Origin of the sequence: Salmonella sp. SAL00670 (genome assembly GCF_046552235.1) — a bacterium.
Classification (GTDB): Bacteria; Pseudomonadota; Gammaproteobacteria; order Enterobacterales; family Enterobacteriaceae; genus Salmonella; species Salmonella enterica.
In genome coordinates, this window is record NZ_JBGDUO010000001.1 from 1,450,431 (window position 1) to 1,470,553 (window position 20,123).

At 52.1% G+C, this 20,123-nt stretch carries 17 protein-coding genes, 1 tRNA gene and 3 pseudogenes; 11 read left to right on the forward strand and 10 right to left on the reverse strand.

The features are described from left to right. Positions 1–9 precede the first annotated feature (9 nt). The 3 genes from ACLJRS_RS07300 to yejF are packed head-to-tail and all read left to right on the forward strand — an operon-like array spanning position 10 to position 3,720. Positions 10–1,104, forward strand: coding sequence for a microcin C ABC transporter permease YejB (locus ACLJRS_RS07300; protein ID WP_000501623.1), 1,095 nt, complete (start codon positions 10–12; stop codon positions 1,102–1,104). Further along, positions 1,104–2,129, forward strand: a complete 1,026-nt coding sequence (locus ACLJRS_RS07305) for an ABC transporter permease (RefSeq protein WP_001137748.1) — start codon at positions 1,104–1,106, stop codon at positions 2,127–2,129. Before ACLJRS_RS07300 ends, ACLJRS_RS07305 begins: the two co-directional genes overlap by 1 nt. Before the next feature lies 1 nt (position 2,130). Then, positions 2,131–3,720 carry a microcin C ABC transporter ATP-binding protein YejF gene (gene yejF, locus ACLJRS_RS07310; protein ID WP_000203619.1) on the forward strand — a complete coding sequence of 530 codons (1,590 nt, stop codon included), beginning with the start codon at positions 2,131–2,133 and terminating at the stop codon, positions 3,718–3,720. Between the two features lie 3 nt (positions 3,721–3,723). Here the strand turns inward: yejF and ACLJRS_RS07315 are convergent, their stop codons facing one another. The 3 genes from ACLJRS_RS07315 to rsuA form a co-directional block, all read right to left on the reverse strand. Further along, complete coding sequence (locus tag ACLJRS_RS07315) at positions 3,724–4,068, reverse strand: YejG family protein (RefSeq protein ID WP_001094639.1); 345 nt, start codon at positions 4,066–4,068, stop codon at positions 3,724–3,726. A 390-nt stretch (positions 4,069–4,458) separates the two neighbouring features. Continuing rightward, on the reverse strand, positions 4,459–5,649 hold the full coding sequence (locus ACLJRS_RS07320) for a Bcr/CflA family multidrug efflux MFS transporter (RefSeq protein WP_000213349.1): 1,191 nt from the start codon (positions 5,647–5,649) through the stop codon (positions 4,459–4,461). A 27-nt stretch (positions 5,650–5,676) separates the two neighbouring features. After that, positions 5,677–6,372, reverse strand: a complete 696-nt coding sequence (gene rsuA, locus ACLJRS_RS07325) for a 16S rRNA pseudouridine(516) synthase RsuA (RefSeq protein ID WP_001234836.1) — start codon at positions 6,370–6,372, stop codon at positions 5,677–5,679. 151 nt (positions 6,373–6,523) lie between these two features. Here rsuA and ACLJRS_RS07330 point away from each other — a divergent pair, with 151 nt between their 5' ends. Then, the gene (locus ACLJRS_RS07330) at positions 6,524–8,284 is read left to right on the forward strand and encodes a DEAD/DEAH box helicase (protein WP_000578121.1); all 1,761 of its coding nucleotides are present in this window, start codon (positions 6,524–6,526) and stop codon (positions 8,282–8,284) included. A gap of 124 nt (positions 8,285–8,408) precedes the next feature. Continuing rightward, on the forward strand, positions 8,409–8,693 hold the full coding sequence (gene rplY / locus ACLJRS_RS07335) for a 50S ribosomal protein L25 (RefSeq protein ID WP_000494192.1): 285 nt from the start codon (positions 8,409–8,411) through the stop codon (positions 8,691–8,693). A 107-nt stretch (positions 8,694–8,800) separates the two neighbouring features. On the opposite strand, the gene ACLJRS_RS07340 is transcribed toward rplY, so the two are convergent. Next, complete coding sequence (locus tag ACLJRS_RS07340) at positions 8,801–9,421, reverse strand: hypothetical protein (protein WP_000033442.1); 621 nt, start codon at positions 9,419–9,421, stop codon at positions 8,801–8,803. A gap of 27 nt (positions 9,422–9,448) precedes the next feature. Then, complete coding sequence (yejK, locus tag ACLJRS_RS07345; RefSeq protein WP_000050806.1) at positions 9,449–10,456, reverse strand: nucleoid-associated protein YejK; 1,008 nt, start codon at positions 10,454–10,456, stop codon at positions 9,449–9,451. A 179-nt stretch (positions 10,457–10,635) separates the two neighbouring features. Between yejK and ACLJRS_RS07350 the strand changes: the two genes are divergently transcribed. From ACLJRS_RS07350 to ACLJRS_RS07360, 3 genes are all read left to right on the forward strand, one after another. Then, positions 10,636–10,863 carry a YejL family protein gene (locus ACLJRS_RS07350; RefSeq protein ID WP_001135906.1) on the forward strand — a complete coding sequence of 76 codons (228 nt, stop codon included), beginning with the start codon at positions 10,636–10,638 and terminating at the stop codon, positions 10,861–10,863. A gap of 31 nt (positions 10,864–10,894) precedes the next feature. Next, positions 10,895–12,655, forward strand: coding sequence for an LPS biosynthesis-modulating metalloenzyme YejM (gene yejM / locus ACLJRS_RS07355; protein WP_000256150.1), 1,761 nt, complete (start codon positions 10,895–10,897; stop codon positions 12,653–12,655). A 73-nt stretch (positions 12,656–12,728) separates the two neighbouring features. Beyond that, positions 12,729–12,805 (forward strand) — tRNA-Pro (locus ACLJRS_RS07360). A 310-nt stretch (positions 12,806–13,115) separates the two neighbouring features. On the opposite strand, the pseudogene ACLJRS_RS07365 reads toward ACLJRS_RS07360, so the two are convergent. The 3 pseudogenes from ACLJRS_RS07365 to ACLJRS_RS07375 form a co-directional block, all read right to left on the reverse strand. After that, a pseudogene (locus tag ACLJRS_RS07365) lies at positions 13,116–13,336 on the reverse strand (DUF4113 domain-containing protein); the annotation flags it as partial. 87 nt (positions 13,337–13,423) lie between these two features. Then, positions 13,424–15,789: pseudogene (gene sspH2, locus ACLJRS_RS07370) on the reverse strand (SPI-2 type III secretion system effector E3 ubiquitin transferase SspH2). Between the two features lie 934 nt (positions 15,790–16,723). Beyond that, a pseudogene (locus ACLJRS_RS07375) lies at positions 16,724–17,404 on the reverse strand (phage tail protein); the annotation flags it as partial. Here ACLJRS_RS07375 and ACLJRS_RS07380 point away from each other — a divergent pair. Beyond that, entirely contained in the window at positions 17,364–17,522 is a 159-nt protein-coding gene (locus tag ACLJRS_RS07380; protein ID WP_000340080.1) for a hypothetical protein, read from the forward strand. The pseudogene ACLJRS_RS07375 and the gene ACLJRS_RS07380 sit on opposite strands and share 41 nt — an antisense overlap. A gap of 30 nt (positions 17,523–17,552) precedes the next feature. Beyond that, positions 17,553–17,741 (forward strand): hypothetical protein, encoded by a 189-nt coding sequence (locus ACLJRS_RS07385; protein WP_001142121.1) that lies wholly within the window; start codon positions 17,553–17,555, stop codon positions 17,739–17,741. Between the two features lie 191 nt (positions 17,742–17,932). On the opposite strand, the gene pagL is transcribed toward ACLJRS_RS07385, so the two are convergent. Next, complete coding sequence (gene pagL, locus ACLJRS_RS07390) at positions 17,933–18,496, reverse strand: lipid A 3-O-deacylase PagL (protein WP_000281877.1); 564 nt, start codon at positions 18,494–18,496, stop codon at positions 17,933–17,935. A 729-nt stretch (positions 18,497–19,225) separates the two neighbouring features. Here pagL and narP point away from each other — a divergent pair. Continuing rightward, entirely contained in the window at positions 19,226–19,873 is a 648-nt protein-coding gene (gene narP / locus ACLJRS_RS07395; protein WP_001115497.1) for a nitrate/nitrite response regulator protein NarP, read from the forward strand. Positions 19,874–19,916: 43 nt separating this feature from the next. Here narP and ACLJRS_RS07400 read toward each other — a convergent pair. After that, positions 19,917–20,123: tetratricopeptide repeat protein (locus ACLJRS_RS07400; protein ID WP_410957768.1), on the reverse strand; the 207-nt coding region annotated here is incomplete at its 5' end.

Below are 20,123 nucleotides of genomic sequence, written 5' to 3' on the forward strand. Positions count from 1 at the left end.
TAAGAATCAATGGGCGCCTATCTTATCCGCCGTCTGTTACTGGTGATCCCCACGCTATGGGCCATTATTACCATTAACTTTTTTATCGTGCAGATCGCTCCCGGCGGCCCTGTCGATCAGGCTATTGCCGCGATTGAATTTGGCCAGGGCGGCGCGTTGCCCGGCGCCAGCGGCGAAGGCGTTCGCGCCAGTCATGCGCAAACCGGCGTCGGCAATATCAGCGACAGCCATTATCGCGGCGGCCGGGGACTCGATCCGGAGGTGATCGCGGAGATCACCCATCGCTACGGTTTCGACAAACCACTGCATGAGCGTTATTTCAAGATGCTACGGGACTATCTCTCTTTTGACTTCGGCGACAGTCTGTTTCGCAGCGCATCCGTACTAACGCTGATCAAAGATAGCCTTCCCGTCTCCATTACCCTGGGATTATGGAGCACGCTGATTATTTATCTGGTGTCTATCCCGCTGGGGATTCGCAAAGCCGTCCATAACGGCAGTCGCTTTGATGTGTGGAGCAGCGCGTTTATCATTATTGGTTATGCGATCCCCGCCTTTCTGTTCGCTATTTTATTAATCGTCTTTTTTGCCGGCGGCAGCTACTACGATATCTTTCCGCTACGTGGCCTGGTCTCCGCCAACTTTGACACGTTACCGTGGTACCAGAAAATCACCGATTATTTGTGGCATATTACGCTGCCGGTGTTGGCGACCGTCATCGGCGGTTTTGCCGCCCTGACGATGCTGACGAAAAATTCGTTTCTCGACGAGGTGCGTAAACAGTATGTCGTTACCGCTCGCGCTAAAGGCGTGAGTGAAAAAAACATTCTCTGGAAACATGTTTTTCGTAACGCCATGCTGCTGGTGATCGCCGGGTTTCCCGCCACTTTTATCAGTATGTTTTTCACCGGCTCGCTGCTAATTGAAGTCATGTTCTCGCTCAACGGCCTGGGGCTGCTGGGTTATGAAGCAACCGTTTCGCGCGACTATCCGGTGATGTTCGGCACGCTTTATATCTTTACCCTGATTGGCTTATTACTGAATATCCTGAGCGATATCAGCTATACGCTGGTCGATCCACGCATTGATTTTGAGGGACGATAATGCCGCGATTAAGCCCGGTCAATCAGGCCCGCTGGGCGCGTTTCCGCCATAATCGCCGGGGCTACTGGTCACTATGGATTTTCCTGATCGTGTTCAGCCTGAGCTTATGCGCGGAACTGATTGCTAACGATAAGCCATTGCTGGTGCGCTATGAAGGCCAGTGGTATTTTCCGCTGGTAAAAAATTACAGCGAGCGCGATTTCGGCGGCCCGCTGGCGACAACGGCAGATTATCAGGACCCCTGGCTACAACGGCAGCTTGAGAATCGGGGCTGGGTGTTGTGGGCCCCCGTACGCTTTGGCGCCAATACCATTAATTTTGCCACCACGCAGCCTTTCCCCTCCCCGCCTTCGGCGAAAAACTGGCTGGGCACCGATGCGAATGGCGGCGACGTTTTCGCCCGCATCCTGTACGGCACCCGCATTTCTATTTTATTCGGCCTGATGTTAACGATTTGCTCCAGCGTCATGGGCGTACTGGCGGGCGCGCTACAGGGCTATTATGGCGGCAAAGTCGATTTATGGGGACAACGTCTCATCGAAGTCTGGTCGGGGATGCCGACCCTGTTTCTGATTATTTTACTTTCCAGCGTAGTGCAGCCTAACTTCTGGTGGTTGCTGGCCATAACCGTACTGTTTGGCTGGATGAGTCTGGTGGGCGTGGTGCGCGCCGAGTTTTTACGGACCCGCAATTTTGACTATATCCGCGCCGCGCAGGCGCTTGGCGTCAGCGATCGGGACATTATCCTGCGCCATATGTTGCCTAATGCGATGGTCGCTACCCTGACATTTTTACCGTTCATTTTATGTAGCTCCATCACCACCCTGACGTCGCTGGATTTTCTGGGATTCGGTCTGCCGCTTGGCTCCCCTTCTCTCGGCGAACTTCTTTTACAGGGGAAAAACAACTTACAGGCTCCCTGGCTGGGGATCGCCGCCTTTCTGTCTGTCGCCATTCTGCTATCGCTGCTGATTTTTATCGGCGAAGCGGTACGCGACGCCTTTGATCCTGCTAAGGCGGTATAAGATGACATCTCCATTGCTTGCGATTGAAAATTTATCGGTAGGTTTCCGTCAGCAACAGCACGTGCGCCCTGTCGTTAACGCCATTTCGTTACAGGTGAACGCCGGGGAAACGCTGGCGCTGGTCGGCGAGTCCGGGTCAGGAAAAAGCGTGACGGCGCTTTCCATTCTGCGTCTTTTGCCTACCCCTCCCGCCGTCTACCTCTCCGGCGATATTCGCTTTCACGGCGAATCATTGCTTCATGCCAGCGAGCAGACGCTACGCGGCGTGCGCGGCAATAAAATCGCCATGATTTTTCAGGAACCGATGGTTTCACTTAACCCACTGCATACGCTGGAAAAACAGCTCTATGAAGTGCTGTCGCTCCATCGGGGAATGCGTCGGGAGGCGGCAAGAGCGGAGATGATCGGTTGTCTGGATCGGGTCGGTATCCGCCAGGCGAGCCAGCGTCTGCGCGATTACCCTCATCAGCTTTCCGGCGGCGAACGCCAGCGCGTCATGATAGCCATGGCGCTGTTAACACGGCCGGAATTACTGATCGCCGATGAGCCGACCACCGCCCTCGACGTCTCCGTACAGGCGCAGATTTTATCTCTACTACGGGAACTCCAGCGCGAGCTTAATATGGGATTACTGTTTATCACCCATAACCTCAGCATTGTAAAAAAACTGGCGGATTCAGTAGCGGTAATGCAACACGGCAAGTGCGTAGAGAACCAACGCGCCGACACGCTGCTCTCCGCGCCGACCCATCCGTACACGCAAAAACTACTCAACAGCGAACCCACAGGCGATCCGGTTCCGCTCCCCGCCGGGCAGACGCCGTTGCTGGAGGTGGACAGGCTGCGCGTCGCTTTCCCGATCCGCAAAGGCATTCTGAAGCGCGTCGTGGATCATAATGTGGTGGTTAACAATATCAGTTTCACCCTGCATCCAGGCGAAACGCTGGGTCTGGTCGGCGAGTCAGGATCGGGAAAAAGTACCACCGGTCTGGCGCTGTTACGGCTTATCCGCTCCGAAGGCCGCATCGTGTTTGACGGTCAATCGCTGGATACGTTAAACCGCCGCCAGCTTTTACCTGTTCGCCACCGTATCCAGGTCGTATTCCAGGACCCAAACTCATCGCTAAACCCGCGTTTAAACGTGTTGCAAATTATCGAAGAAGGCCTGCGCGTCCACCAGCCTACGCTTTCAGGCGCGCAGCGCGAACAGCAGGTGAAAGCGGTCATGATGGAAGTCGGCCTGGACCCGGAAACGCGGCATCGTTACCCCGCTGAGTTTTCCGGCGGCCAGCGTCAACGTATCGCCGTCGCCAGAGCGCTGATTTTAAAACCGTCGCTTATTATTCTGGATGAACCGACCTCATCGCTGGATAAAACCGTTCAGGCGCAGATTCTTGCCCTCCTGAAATCGCTCCAGCAAAAGCACCGTCTGGCCTATATCTTCATTAGCCACGATCTGCATGTAGTACGCGCGCTGTGCCATCAGGTTATCGTGCTGCGGCAGGGGGAGGTGGTTGAACAGGGGCAATGCGAGCGCGTGTTTACCGCACCGCAACAGGCCTATACGCGTCAGCTACTCGCGTTAAGCTGACGCCTAAAAAGGATTATTGTTAGAAAAAGGTTCCGCTATCGCCACGCCGAAATTTTTCAGCCGACAGGTGGCGGCAAACTCATCCTGACGATTAACGAACAGGCACGGTTCCCCTTCGCACTCCAGCACGGAGCAAGGAACTTCAATATCGCTTAGCGCCTGACTGAGCTTATGCATCACTGACCACGCGCTATCGCCTGCCGGACTCAACAGTTTAAGCGCCACCAGACTATTCTCGGTGCTCTGCCCGTTTTGCGGAATCGGTTCAACCTTTGACCCCGCAAAACCCGCCGACCAGCGATAGTTTTGCGGCAGACGGTGAACAATTGAGAGCTGTAATGTATTCACTTTCTTTCCCCGGAAGCACAATTACTTCACAATTTACTTACATTTATATTAACACATCATTGACAACCCGTCCTTAAACAGATTGCTAACGCCCTTCTCTCCGTCAGTGGCTCTACAGCAAGCGGGAGTTAAAATAGTTTTACCGACGCGGAGATAGCGGCGGGCTATATGTACCCGTTTCTGCGATCTAACTCAACCTTTTTAACTACAATGATGTGACTTTTTACATAAATGGATTTTACATAAAATAAACATAAAGGAGGAAAATGATGAATTGGTAATTGATATACATCAACTATGAAAGCCGTTTGGCTTTGCCATCGTGTAGCGGATAGCGTCCCCCAACGCCGCCTGCGCATTCTTCGGCGCCATTGAGGGACAGCGCGCCCGTCACCGTTTTTTGGGACGGCTGGCGTAGAGATAAAACAGAATGGAACAGGCGGCGCAAAGCGCAATCGACCAGATCATCGGCCACGCACTGGTAAAGGTAGCCAGCGACAGCAACGCGCCGACGATAGCGCCAATACCAAAGCGGAAAGTGCCCGCCAACGAAGACGCCGTTCCGGCCATATGCGGAAACTCATCCAAAATGACCGCCATCGCATTGGACGAAACCATCGACACACAGCCGACAAACGCCGCAACGCCGACCACCAGCGCCCAGAATCCAATGCCCATCAGCGCGCTGAAAACCATCCATACCGCCATCGCAAACTGAATCCATAGCCCGGCCCGAAACATGTTTAGCGCCCCTACCCGTCTGACAAAACGGCTGTTGATAATCGTCATCACAAACAGAAATACGATGTTCAACGCGAAGTAGTAGCCGAAATCCTGCGGCGGAACATGATTAATTTCGATATAGACAAACGGCCCCGCGCTCAAAAAAGAGAACATACCGGCAAAACTGAACCCGCTCGCCAGCATATAGCTCAGTACGCGTTTGTGGCGAAACAACGCGGCAAAGTTACCTATTGTGGTACGAATATGAAAAGGCTGACGCCGCTCAACGGGCAGCGTCTCTTTAATCAGAGCAAAGATCATGACTGACGCCAGAATCGCCGCAATGGCCAGTATCCAGAAGATATAGTGCCAGCTTAACCATACCAACACCCAGCCGCCAACAATGGGCGCCATTAACGGCGCTATCGTAGTGACCAGCATGACAAATGACATCATGCGCGAAAACTCTTCCTTTGGATAAATATCCCGCATCAGCGCATTGATGACGACGCTTGCCGCCGCAGCCGCCAAACCGTGAAAGAAACGCATCACGATCAGTTGATCGATAGTCTGCGCCAACGCACAGGCGACCGCCGCAGCGGCAAATACCAGCGTCCCGCCCAGGATGACCGGCTTACGCCCGAGGCTATCCGCCATCGGTCCATAGATAAGCTGACCCAGCGCAAACCCCAGAATATAGGTGCTGAGCGTCATCTGCGCGCTACCGGCAGGCACGCCGAATTGCGCAGAAATCACCGGCAGCGCTGGAAGATACATATCAATCGACAGCGGCATTAACATGGCCAACAGGCCAAGAATAAAGACAATGGCAAAGGAAGAGTGCTGCCGGGTGGTCACATCGAACTCCTGAATTTAACGAGATAGTTAGCCGACGCTGGCGATTTCTTCTTCAGTCAACGGGCGGTACTCGCCGGGAGCCAGATTCTCATCCAGCGTAATGGCGCCAATCCGTTCGCGGTGCAGTTCCACAACGCGATTGCCTACTGCGGCAAACATCCGCTTCACCTGATGATAACGGCCTTCGCTGATGGTCAGACGGACCTGCACAGGTGTTATCACCTCCAGCGTAGCGGGTTTAGTGAGATCTTTTTCATTATGCAACTGCACGCCTTTCGCAAATTGCGCTGCCGTATCGTCGGCCACCGGCGACTCCAGGGTCACCAGATAGGTTTTTTCACAGTGATGGCGCGGCGACGTAATGCGGTGCGACCACTGACCGTCATCTGTCATTAACACCAGACCGGTAGTATCGATATCCAGACGTCCTGCGGCATGCAGCTTATACGCCACCGGCTCATCCAGGAAATACAGTACCGTTGGATGATCGGGATCATCGGTTGAACAAACGTATCCCTGCGGCTTGTTAAGCATAAAATAGCGTGGCCCGTGTTGCTGCGCTAAGGGATTGCCGTCATACGCAACCGCATGTTCCGGGAGCAGTTTGAAGGCCGCATTTTTAATGATGTCGCCATCGACGGTAACGCGGTTACCACGAATTTCACGCCCGGCAATAGCGCGGCTGACGCCAAGCTGCTGAGCGATAAATTTATCAAGTCGCATGTGTGTGATTTAGCCTGTAATAATACGGAAATCGGGCATTCTACCCGAAAAAAGGGAATTGCTATCCGCTCAGTATAGCGGGCTAACTATATCCCTCAAGGGAAATGATTCATGGCATACTATTCCCGGAACCGTTTAACGTAGTGAGACCATGATTTTTACACTCCGCCCCTACCAGCAAGAAGCCGTAGACGCCACGCTCAGCCACTTTCGCCGCCACCGTACGCCCGCCGTGATTGTTCTGCCGACCGGCGCAGGTAAAAGCCTGGTGATCGCCGAACTGGCGCGCGTCGCCCGCGGACGGGTACTGGTGCTGGCGCATGTGAAAGAGCTGGTCGCGCAGAACCACGCCAAATATTGCGCGCTGGGGCTGGAAGCGGATATTTTCGCCGCCGGACTCAAACGTAAAGAGAGTCAGGGCAAAGTCGTGTTCGGCAGCGTACAGTCGGTGGCGCGTAATCTTGACGCCTTCCAGGAGGAGTTTTCGCTGTTGATTGTCGATGAATGCCACCGCATCGGTGACGATGAAGACAGTCAGTATCAGCAAATCCTCACTCACCTGAGTAAAGTTAATCCTCACTTACGTCTGCTTGGGCTCACCGCCACGCCCTTCCGCCTCGGAAAAGGCTGGATTTATCAATTTCATTACCACGGTATGGTGCGCGGCAACGACAACGCGCTGTTTCGCGACTGTATTTATGAACTGCCGCTGCGCTATATGATTAAACACGGCTATCTGACGCCGCCTGAGCGGCTTGATATGCCAGTGGTCCAATACGATTTCAGTCGCCTGCAGGCCCAAAGCAATGGGCTGTTCAGCGAAGCCGACCTGAACCGCGAGCTGAAAAAGCAGCAGCGGATTACGCCGCACATCATCAGCCAGATTATGGAATTTGCGCAAACGCGCAAAGGCGTGATGATTTTCGCCGCCACGGTCGAACATGCGAAAGAGATTGTCGGTCTGCTTCCGGCGGACGACGCGGCGCTGATTACCGGCGATACGCCAGGGCCCGAGCGCGACGCGCTGATTGATAATTTCAAGGCGCAGCGTTTTCGCTATCTGGTTAACGTCTCGGTGCTGACCACCGGCTTTGACGCCCCACACGTTGATCTCATCGCGATTCTACGTCCCACGGAGTCAGTTAGTCTTTACCAACAAATTGTCGGGCGTGGTCTGCGCCTTGCGCCGGGAAAGACCGATTGCCTGATTCTTGATTACGCAGGCAACCCGCACGACCTGTATGCCCCGGAGGTCGGTAGCCCGAAGGGAAAAAGCGATAACGTCCCTGTCCAGGTATTTTGCCCGGCCTGCGGCTTTGCCAACACCTTCTGGGGGAAAACCACTGCCGACGGCACGCTGATTGAACACTTTGGCCGTCGCTGCCAGGGCTGGTTTGAGGATGACGACGGCCATCGCGAGCAGTGCGATTTTCGCTTTCGCTTCAAAAACTGCCCGCAGTGTAATGCCGAAAACGATATTGCCGCCCGACGCTGCCGGGAATGTGACGCTATTCTGGTCGACCCGGACGATATGTTAAAAGCGGCGCTCAGGCTCAAGGATGCGTTAGTCCTGCGCTGTAGCGGAATGACGATGCAGCATGGGCAGGATGAGAAAGGCGAATGGCTGAAAATCACTTACTATGACGAGGACGGCGCGGATGTCAGTGAGCGCTTCCGCTTGCACACGCCCGCCCAGCGTACCGCTTTCGAACAGCTATTTATTCGCCCGCATACCCGCACGCCCGGCGTTCCTTTACGCTGGATCACGGCGGCGGATATTGTCGCGCAGCAGGCGCTGTTGCGGCATCCCGATTTTGTGGTCGCGCGGATGAAAGGCCAGTACTGGCAGGTGCGTGAAAAAGTGTTCGACTATGAAGGCCGCTTCCGCCGAGCGCACGAATTACGTGGTTAATTGTACTTTTCATTGATGTAACGGCGATTTGAGTATAGAATCCCGCCCGCCTTTGCATACGCAAAGCAGATCACTTACCTGTTGCTGGGTCGCCTGTAGCAGGAATTATTAAAGAGAGATTTAAATGTTTACTATCAACGCAGAAGTACGTAAAGAGCAGGGTAAGGGTGCGAGCCGCCGCCTGCGCGCCGCTAACAAGTTCCCGGCAATCATCTACGGCGGTTCTGAAGCCCCGATTGCTATCGAACTGGACCACGACCAGGTGATGAACATGCAAGCTAAAGCTGAATTCTACAGCGAAGTTCTGACCCTCGTTGTTGACGGTAAAGAAGTAAAAGTTAAAGCTCAGGCTGTACAGCGTCACGCTTACAAACCGAAGCTGACTCACATCGACTTCGTTCGCGCGTAATCGCCTGGAAGTTGAAGAAAAACCCCGCCCCGGCGGGGTTTTTTATGCGTTTAATTGAATTTGACGACATGCAGAGCAACGAGAAACCACTTTGCTTTTCTGCTTTCTTACACCTCGCCACATTCAATTAGCGCCTCCCCTAATCGAGGATCTGTAGTTTCCGACGCGGTATTCATACCTTTAAGCCGATTGAATAATGCCCGTTGACGAACGCTGGCACTTTCTGGTTTCCATGGCAAAATTCGTATTGGTATAGTTTGCCCGTCATTCAACGCATCAAATACCTTTTCATTGGTCAGTAAGTCGCCGCAGCTCCATGTCTTGCTATCAAACTGAAAATCAAATAAGACATGGAGTTCCAGTTCATCTACACGCACTTGACGCTTTGCATTATCGATGCGTATTTCCACCTTCTCTTTATGCGTCAAAGTTGCATCAAGATTGAGTCCATACCGTTTCAACTGCCCCTTGTCGTAATAGTAACGTATGCTGGACCAGGTTGATTTAAAAGCAAATCCAGTAATGAATAAACCACTTAACAAGAACAGCGGGCATATGAACAAGCTCAGTAACCAGTTGGTGCCATAAGTATAAAACAGTACCAACGAGAGAACGGTGAACACCATGCCGAGCATCAACATCATCAAAAATGCGACAATGTGCGCATACAAAACCTGCCGAAATAAACTGAAATTAACAGGCGGCCTCTGACGTATTCCTTTACTCACTACGGCGTCCTTTTATGTCGTATGCCTTTATTTCCCGCCCGACGTGCGTCGCTGCAACTGATCGCGCAAATTCGGCGGCGTCCCTTTGATAGTCAGGGTATCGGTCGCCGGGTCCCAGAAAATCCGCTCGCCCAGTAGCATCGCATCAAAGTTAATCGTTAACCCGCCGCCGCTGCCGGCATATTTGGTTAACTGGCGTAGCGTACTGCGATCTGCCGGGAAGCTCTCTTCCAGCTCATAGCCTTTTTCGGCGGTAAATTCGCTGAAGCTGACTTCACTGACGCCGGAAAGCTCTTTAGACAGCGATTCCAGCTCAATCTCTTCCCCGGCTTGTAATTGCTCATTGCAGTAGCTGTACACCTGCTGGCGCACGTTCTGACGTTCCGCTTTATCCAACTGCGCTTCTGCGGTGAAATCATCCACTGCCTGCAACAGGCCGCGATTCTGCGCTTTGGCGTTCAACCCTTCGCTGGCGCCGAGGAAATCCATAAAGAAGTCAGCAACCTTGCGCCCTACCCGACCTTTCAGGAACGTCAGATAGCGGGTCGATTGCGGATTAGTTTCCCACTCGGTAAGATCGATACGCGCCACGATATCCGCATGATTGATATCAAGATAATGCGTCGGGTTAATGTCCAGATTTTCATTGACCCGCATACTGCTCAGGTTGTTCAGTACCGTAACCAGCAGATACTCCACCGCCAGGTAGCGATAATGGCAGAACAATACAATGCCGCCGTCCGCAAAGGGGTATTTCGCCAGTTCGTCACGCAGGCGTCCGGTCGCCGCCCGGCTAAAGGCAAGAAAATCTTCTTCCCCCTGACGTTGCAACCGCAGCGCTTGCGCCAGTTCACTCTCTTCATTAAACAGGCCATACGCCTTATTCTTGGCGCTATAGACCCGATGCAGTTCAGCCACCATCTCGACAACGGTGGTTGTCGGCTCCAGCAATGAATCGCGCAAGACCAGCTCAAGATTTTGCTCATCGCGCTTGATAAGCTGGTGCAGGGCAATCTGGTTGATATCCAGACTCATGATAAACTCTCCTTTAAGACCGGGCGGTATTCAACCACCGCCTACCGGAAGACGCAAGCAATCGCCCTGTCATTTCAGGCGTTATCCGTAACGCGAATGATTTAGGGGATAAAAATGCAGAAAAAAAACTGTTGCTACGGTAATATGTTGCCCTTTCATGAACAAACAGATTTTGATTTATGCCACAACTCTCCCGCTATAGTGATGAACATGTTGAACAATTGCTGAGCGAACTGCTCAGTGTACTGGAAAAACATAAGGCGCCGACCGATCTTTCCCTGATGGTGCTGGGAAATATGGTCACCAACCTTATCAACACCAGCGTTGCGCCAGCTCAACGCCGGGCGATTGCGAACTCTTTTGCCCGCGCCTTGCAGTCTTCGATTAGCGAAGACAACGCGCACTAAAAAGCCGACTCCGGAGAAACAAGCGACAGGTATGGTAACTCATCGTCAGCGCTACCGTGAAAAAGTCTCCCAGATGGTTAGCTGGGGGCACTGGTTCGCTCTGTTCAATATACTGTTGGCTACGTTGCTCGGCAGCCGTTACCTGTTTGTCGCCGACTGGCCGACAACGCTTGCGGGTCGCATATACTCCTACCTGAGCATTGTCGGGCACTTTAGCTTTCTGGTGTTCGCCACCTATTTGCTTATTCTTTTTCCGCTCACGTTTATCGTGATGTCCCAGCGGCTGATGCGGTTTTTATCAGCCATTCTGGCGACCGCGGGTATGACGTTGTTGCTTATCGATAGCGAAGTCTTTACCCGTTTTCACCTGCACCTTAACCCCATTGTCTGGGAGCTGGTCATCAACCCTGACCAGAACGAAATGGCGCGCGACTGGCAGCTTATGTTTATTAGCGTGCCGGTTATCTTATTGATTGAGATGCTATTTGCGACATGGAGTTGGCAAAAACTGCGCAGTCTCACGCGCCGTCGCCATTTCGCAAGGCCGCTTGCGGCATTCTTTTTCGTCTCCTTTATCGCATCGCATCTTATCTACATCTGGGCAGACGCTAATTTTTACCGGCCGATTACCATGCAGCGGGCAAACCTGCCGCTCTCTTATCCAATGACGGCGCGACGTTTTCTTGAAAAACACGGTCTGCTGGATGCGCAGGAATATCAGCGCCGTCTGGTAGAGCAAGGCAATCCGGAAGCGGTCTCCGTTCAGTACCCGCTCAGCAATTTGCACTATCGCGATATGGGCACCGGTCAGAATGTGCTGCTCATTACCGTAGACGGCCTGAACTATTCTCGCTTTGAGAAGCAGATGCCGGAGCTGGCTACATTTGCCGAGCAAAACATCGACTTCACCCGTCATATGAGTTCAGGGAATACCACTGATAACGGTATTTTCGGCCTGTTCTATGGCATATCGCCAGGCTATATGGATGGCGTGTTATCCACCAGAACGCCTGCGGCGCTCATTACCGCGTTGAATCAGCAAGGCTACCAACTGGGACTGTTTTCTTCGGATGGCTTCGCCAGCCCGCTTTATCGTCAGGCATTACTGTCCGATTTCTCGATGCCGGCAGCGCAAACGCAGTCTGATGCGCAAACGGCCAGCCAGTGGATAGACTGGCTTGGGCGCTACGCACAGGAAGATAACCGCTGGTTCTCATGGATATCGTTTAACGGTACTAATATTGATGACAGTAACCAGAAAAATTTTGTTAAGCGTTACGCCAGTGCCGCCAGCGACGTGGATGCGCAAATCAATCGGGTTCTGAACGCGCTGCGAGAGGCCGGTAAATTCGACAATACTGTCGTGATCATTACCGCAGGACGCGGCATACCGTTGACGCCGGAAGAAAATCGCTTCGACTGGTCGCAAGGTCATCTGCAAGTACCGCTGGTGATCCACTGGCCGGGGACGCCTGCGCAGCGTATTAATGTGCTTACCGATCATACCGATGTGATGACCACGTTGATGCAACGCCTGTTACATGTCAGCACGCCAGCGAACGAATATTCACAGGGCCAGGACATCTTTACCGTTCCACGTCGTCATAACTGGGTAACGGCGGCAGACGGCAGTACGCTGGCAATCACGACGCCGCAAATGACCCTGGTGCTCAATAATAACGGTCATTATCAGACCTATGACTTACACGGCGAGAAGATCAAAGATCAGAAGCCGCAGCTCAGTCTGCTGCTGCAAGTGCTAACAGAAGAGAAACGTTTTATCGCTAACTGATTAATTATAAATCAGTTAGCACCGTTTCCCCTTGCATTCGCGTTGGAAAGAGGTAGTATTAGCACCCACAAGTCGGCACGTAGCGCAGCCTGGTAGCGCACCGTCATGGGGTGTCGGGGGTCGGAGGTTCAAATCCTCTCGTGCCGACCAAAATTCCCCTTAAAAGCCAGCCTGCCAGGGCTGGTTTTTTTATATATCCAATTTGCAAATGGTGAAATGATGGTGAAATAGCTATCGAAGGTCACTGCAAATTGACTTCAAGCTCCCTCCAACGCGAAAAGTTGAACAGATGACTTAAATACATTGATTAGTCATCCTTAACCAGTAGAATCCGCCACGACTGGTAACTATTCAATACACGCACTATCGAACGATCGCCAGTTTGCCGCAGCCCGTTCTTGCATACAATGTGGCTGCGGCACACCATCACATCAGAAATTTGAAAATCAGGGTAAACCTGTCACTTAACCTGAAGCAGGTCTTCATAGCGGGTGGTATATCGGGGACAGTATGTTTCTCTTCATAGCCCACTGTTGCTGGATACCCTCCCCGGCAAAGTACAGCTTTCCCCAGCCCTTCTTTGCATTCAGGTGATCCAGTACTTCCATCGGCTTCTCGCTACCGGCGCGCGGCGCGTTATCATCGAAAAAGTTTCGCCGCGCCCTGACTGAAGAAGTCTCCCCTATTTCACCTGTACATCATCCGTACTGTCTGATGTTGTTCGTCCGGGAATATCTTTGTCGCACCGCACCTCATTCACCTGGTGCATCAGTTACGACGCCACTGAACGTTCAGATAGCTCCCCAGCATCTCCTCTACAAGAGGTCGCAGGCCATCCAAAAATGTCTTTTTCGCGCTCTCCATCGCTCTTGCTCCGATAGTGCGCTCTGCATCGGTATTACCGACCAGCCCAGACGGTCTCAGCTCTGTGTCAGACAGCATCCGGTACGTTTCCTCATAATCCGATATTTGCTTTTCACGAAGCGCGTTAACGCGTTCCGGCGCTTTGCGCTCCAGCACTCTGTGTAACGGCCCCCACTGCAGTATCCACTCCCTGAACTCGCTTTTTTCAGCGGCTTTCACCTGAAGCTCCGCGTCCTGAAGGTCTGTAACCGTCACGCCGGATACGTCAAAGAAACGCATTTCTGCCGTCACGCTGGTCAGCCCGAGTGATTTCTTCAACTTATTCTGATACGCCAGCCAGACCTCAATTTCATCAACGAGAGCCAGCGTTCTGACCTTTTCCCGGGCAATCTGTTCCAGTTTTCCCAGACGGAACATCTCACGCCCCGTGGCAACCAGCGCCGCGAGATCGTTATCGTATTGCCCTTTTTCTGCATTATGTACCAGCTGTACGTTCTTCATCTGGTGCAAAAAAAATGTGACCCGGTCCTCGCAGCTTGAGGTTGCCTCTGTTGCCATAGCAAAGGTGTTTGCTCTCAACGCCTCATCTTCAGCCAGTTGTGCCAGCCAGGACGATATCTGTGCCTTAAACCCCGCGTCCTTTATGAAGTTTTCCGTCTCACTCAGTCTGTCCAGGAAGAGGCTGAAGGCGTCGGCGTTATCTTCCTGTCCGAACATATGTCATCTGTCTGCAGGAGCCGGTTCCCCCGCCCGGGCAGGCACCAGCCAGTCAGCGGCCGCCAGGTGCAGTGCCCGAGTTTCCCGGGGGGCGGAGGCTCCCGCCATATCGAATTGTATTATGGGGCCTGAATAGCCAGGCGCGCTGGTGATCTCCCGCAGCGCCTGCAAAGTACGTTCAGACAGTGGGTTCCCTTCCAGATTTACGGTTGTCTCTGAAGACAGATGAATGAGACTTTCCGGCAGGCGGGTCAGCTGGTTACGATAGACCGACAGCGACAGTAGTCCTGACGGCAGCATCGGCAGGCTGGTCAGCCGGTTACCAGATACCATCAGCTCCTTCAGTTCTGACGGCAGCACCGGCAGACTGGTCAGCCGGTTACCAGATACAATCAGCTCCTTCAGTCCTGACGGCAACGCCGGCAGGCTGGTCAGCCGATTATTATAGGCCCACAGCTTATATAATTCTGACGGCAGCGTCGGCAGGCTGGCCAGTTGGTTATCAGATACCGACAGCTCCTGTAGCCCTGACGGCAACGTCGGCAGGCTGGTCAGCTGGTTATTATAGGCCCACAGCTTACATAATTCTGACGGCAGCGCCGGCAGGCTGGCCAGTTGGTTATCAGATACCGACAGCTCCTGTAGCCCTGGCGGCAACACCGGCAGGCTGGTCAGTTGATTACCAAAGATCCACAGCTTACATAGTCCTGACGGCAGCGCCGGCAGGTGGGTCAACGGGTTACTAAAGATCGACAGTTCCAGTAGTCCTGGCGGCAGCACCGGCAGGCTAGTCAGCTGGTTACCAGAGACCTCCAGCGTCCGCAGTTCTGGCGGCAGCGCCGGCAGGCTGGTCAGATTATTATCAGGAATAACCAGTGTGGTAATATGCGCGGGTAAACAGTCTGGCAAGGTGGTAAGACCTGATTCTCCCACGTTAAGCACTGCATTGCCATTATTCAGGCAGGCACGCATTTTCTGTACCACTGCTGCACGGCCGCGTGACTCTTCTGCGGGTGCAGCCCTTCTCCACGCTGACCAGACAGCATCATACTCTGCTGGCGTCTGTGGAGCCGTTGTGGCAGGGAGGAAGGATGTCCTGAATGTCCCGGATGCCCCTTCCGCGTGTCCTGTGCCCTCCTCACCCTGTGCTGTGTCCAGGGTGAGGCGATGTGTTTCACTGTACCCCTGGCAATTTACGGTATAGTTCCCGGCATCATCAAGGGTGACTGACAATATCTCCTGACTGTCTTCATCCAGAATACAGAAGTAATTTTCCCCGTGCTGGCCGGAATGAATGCTTTCCTCCCATCCGGCATACGCGAGCGTCCTGAGCAGTTCAAATCTGTTGATCACATCCTCCCGCGTCGTTCCGGCCGGCGGGTGACAAATCGTCCAGATGCACTCCAGCGCTTCAGTCTGGTGCGTTGAGCAAAAAATTCCTTCATTTTTTCCCAGGAACTCATTTCAGGGGGGGTATCAGACCAGGCAATACGATAAATGCGGCGATTACTGATGGTGGCGGGAAGACATCCGCTTCCAATATGAAAGGGCATAACAAAAAACCTTTATAAATTTACATATAGTATCTGTCCGGCAGACATCATCTCTTCCTGGTCTTAATTTCACAATAAGGTTATCGGCGGATTCATGGTCGTCCTGCCATGGCGGGCTTCAGAAGGTGCAGAAGAAAAATCCGTTATGATGACCGGATGGCGGGACTGTCATTTTACAGCTAAAGTGTCGATTTTTCAGGGTCGCTTTCCACGATGACCAGATCATCCGGTATCAACGCCCGGGCGTTCAATTTTCGATTCTGCCTGCCTGCGCAGCTCTTCCGGCGAATAAACCCTTTGAACGACTTTACCGTCTTTAAACTGCCAGCAGCATGAATATCAGCGCGACGGTTTTCATCCGTATCAGGCAACTCTGCAACGCTCTGGCCAGCAGGCCACAGCCCGGAAACATCACGCGTAATACACGTAATAACATCGTTATCGTCGTAGGTAATTTTCAGCGTGTCTGCTGAAAATAATTGCTGGCACCCATACCAGTCCTGACCATCCTCTGATTTAAGATACGCCGCATCGGCGAATAATGTGTCATCTGGTTCCGGTGCATACGGAATGAAATTTTTAATATTTAAAAACTGTTTGTTCTTTTTATTTTTTTTCCGCTGTCATAATTATTCCTTCTTATACACTTGGGGCTGTCACCCACGTATCACCAACCAGATACTGAATGGGACGTTGTCACCCGAATAGTCATCGCGCCACGCACTCCCATTACCTCAATCACTGCGCCAGCGAGACAGATATTACCGCAGCCAGTATCCGTGATGATTTTGTTATAAGCGTAAGACCAGGAGCCACGACACATCCAGTAAGGGTGATTGAATGCGCCCTGAGACTCCAGCCAGACGATAAACTCCGCCGTCGTCCACGGATTATCATCACAGCCGATAGTAACTGCGCCATCAAACGCTCGCGCGGCACCGATACGACGCACAAACAAATCCTTGTCCGGAATATCGCCGCCATTCTGTGATTTTTGTAATGCATCGGCGGCACGACTTATGGTTTCTCGCAAACCAACGTATTCGATAAGACCGTCAACACTTTTTCCTGACAGCGCCGTCAGGGTTTCGTCCAGCGGCTGCTTGCCCGCCAGTTTATTCAGTACCGTGGTGGCAAAGTTCGGATCATTTCCCAACGCGTCAGCCAGTTCCTGCAGGGTGTCCAGTGGCTCCAGTACGGAACCAACCAGCGCGGCAATCAGTTTGCGGACAAACTCCGCGTTTGTTGTCTGAAGCCCTTTAGCATCGCCTGGCGGCGTCGGTGTGGTCGGCGTTCCAGTGAATGCCGGGCTGTCCAGCGGCGCTTTGGTCCGTACCTCACCCATAACGGTTTTTACCGCCTTTGGTGTGGCCGCCAGCGCTTCGCTGTCACTGTCCGTGGCACTGCTTAATTTAACGATACCTTTTTTCGTCAGGCTTGCATCTTCCAGGGAAATCACGTCTGCGATATCCTCGGCCCGTTTCGCGGCCTCTTCGGCTCTGGTTGCCAATTCTCCGGCTGCAGCTCTGCTTTGCGCTGCCAGTGATGCGCTGGTATCAGATGCGGCGGCGTGGGTGGATGCCTCCGATGCTGATGACGAGGCGGCTGCCGCCGTTCTGGCTGTGTCAGCCGACGCCGCGCTGGCTGATGCCTCCCCGGCTTTTGTGGTCGCCGTACCTGCGCTGCTCTCCGCAGATGCTGCGGATGAAGCTGCCGACCAAAATTCCCCTTGAAAACCAGCCTGTCAGGGCTGGTTTTTTTTTATGCCTACAATTAAAAAGTTAGCTGATGCCAGAGACGTTATTTTGCATGAACTGATCGGACATCTTTCCTGTGCAGTGGTCAACGTAAAGTCAATGCAGGCAAATAACGTAAACCATGTTTGTACTAAAACAGAAAAAGCGCATCTACACCCTATACTGGAAAAAATGTTTGCAGTGGCAGGTAAATGAGTAAGCAATCTGTCGCAGCAATAATAAAACGTTCTGGTAAGGTAAACGGCCTACCACGCCTTTGTCGCTAACAATTAGCCTCCCTGTCGCCATAGGGTCGATAACGATCGGCTATTCACAACACGTTTTGTAGACAACGTACGGTGATTAATTACTCCTTCAGCCAGCAACTCGCTAATTGTTATTCAACTTCAGAAATTATAACTAATTGAAGCACCTACAAAATTATGCCCTGAATTTTTATCCGTAAGTGATCCATTCGAGAAATGCCGGATATAAGCTTCTGTAGAAAAAGCCCCAAAGTTCCAGCCAAGAAACGCTTTTTCTCCAAAGGTAAATGCAGAATTGACACGCATATCATCTCGCGACTTAGATTTTATATAAGCCCCCAGACCAATACCGGTATAGATACCAGCGAAATGAACCAGCGCCACATCCTTCGAGATACCCAATACGCCCTGGTTATATTTATTACAGGGAACGCTGCCAGAATGTTTACTGCAATCATCGCTACCCTTAGCCTTAAATCCTCCTAACTCCAGATTATTTCTTGCCTGTAAAAAGAAAAAATCGCTGGGTTCACTGTATGTCAGAAAAGCCGTATATAAGTGCTCAACCCCTCCTCTTCTTATACTTTCTCCCGCAGCAAAAGAGATCTGATGCTTGTTGCCCTTGCCAAAAAAAACATTATCATTAGCAGAACATGCGAATGCACAAGGTAATAATAGATATATAAATATTCTCTTCATATACACTCCACCACCATTTCAATGTCAATAGTTATTTTTAACCGGCTAACATATTTAAAATTTTCTACGCCACGCTTACGCTCACAGAAACGGCTGATATAGCATCCACACTACGTTCTCCCCTTGAGTCGCCCCAACGGGTGCTCAAAACGCCGCGAGTGTTGTTCAGGCACATCCAGGATAAGTTATAAGTGAATGACACTCATTTCTGACCACATTTTCATTTATGATAAGAATATCGTCAGAATCTCTTTATCGCATAAAAATACCTCTGCTATTGACTTAATATTTAATTTAACAGATGTCGCGGTTTATTCGTTCTGCTCAGATGTATTTCATTGGCATTAATAAAACCATAAATAAATTCAATTAAAATAATTTGTTAATAATGAAAATCTTTAGACGCTATGACTTTTAATAAGGAATTTCCTGCCAGTAAAGATAGTCTGGACTTACGGGTGCAAGGGCGCAGCTACATATGCCACACTTCTGTTATGTCACATTGTCCGAAAAAAGCGTCCAGACCAGTATTCAACTTCAGGGAGTATTCTGTTTTCTCTCACAACGGGTTGTTTTATCCTTTCTATCGTTCAGCTAATTACTCGCCTGTCACAGGTTTTACTACTTACCCATGCACTAATTAGGGTAAAATTTACGCGCTTGACAATGTGGCAAATCTGGACGATTTCCGCGCTGAAAACAATAATCATTCTAATAAAACTCAGGAGATACAGCATGCCTGAAGTAACACCTTTTCAGGTGCTTATTGTGGACGACCATCCACTTATGCGGCGAGGTATTCGTCAATTACTGGAACTGGACCCGGCTTTTCATGTCGTTGCCGAAGCGGGTGACGGGGCGAGTGCGATCGATCTGGCGAATCGCATTGAGCCCGATCTGATCCTGCTGGATCTGAATATGAAAGGTCTGAGCGGGTTAGATACCCTGAACGCGCTACGCCGGGATGGTGTGACGGCGCAAATTATTATTCTTACCGTCTCGGATTCCGCCAGCGACATCTACGCGCTGATCGACGCCGGCGCCGACGGTTATTTGCTCAAAGATAGCGATCCGGAAGTGCTGCTGGAGGCCATTCGCAAAGGCGCTAACGGCGGTAAAGTCTTTAGCGATCGGGTCAATGAATATCTGCGTGAGCGCGAACGGTTTGGCGCGCAGGAAGATCCCTTTAGTATCCTGACCGAACGAGAGTTAGATGTTTTGCATGAGCTGGCGCAGGGGCTTTCTAACAAACAGATTGCGTCAGTACTGAATATTTCTGAGCAGACGGTTAAGGTGCACATTCGTAATCTACTTCGCAAGCTAAACGTGCGCTCACGCGTCGCGGCGACCATTCTATTTTTACAAACACGCGGAATACAGTAACAAGCCAGGCCCGATGGCGCCACGCCACCGGGCCGTCAGGGCATTATTTCTCCTGCGCCAGCCGGATACTGCGCTCTATCACCGCCCGCCGGGTATCGTCTGCCGGCAGCAGTTTCAGCATCATCTCCCAGGCCGCCACCGCCTCGCCGAAACGCTGCTGCTCAAAGGCGTTAAACGCATACAGGCTTAACACCCGGATATCCGTGTGGTCGCGGCTCACCAGCTGACGCAGCAGCTCCCCGCCGCGGCG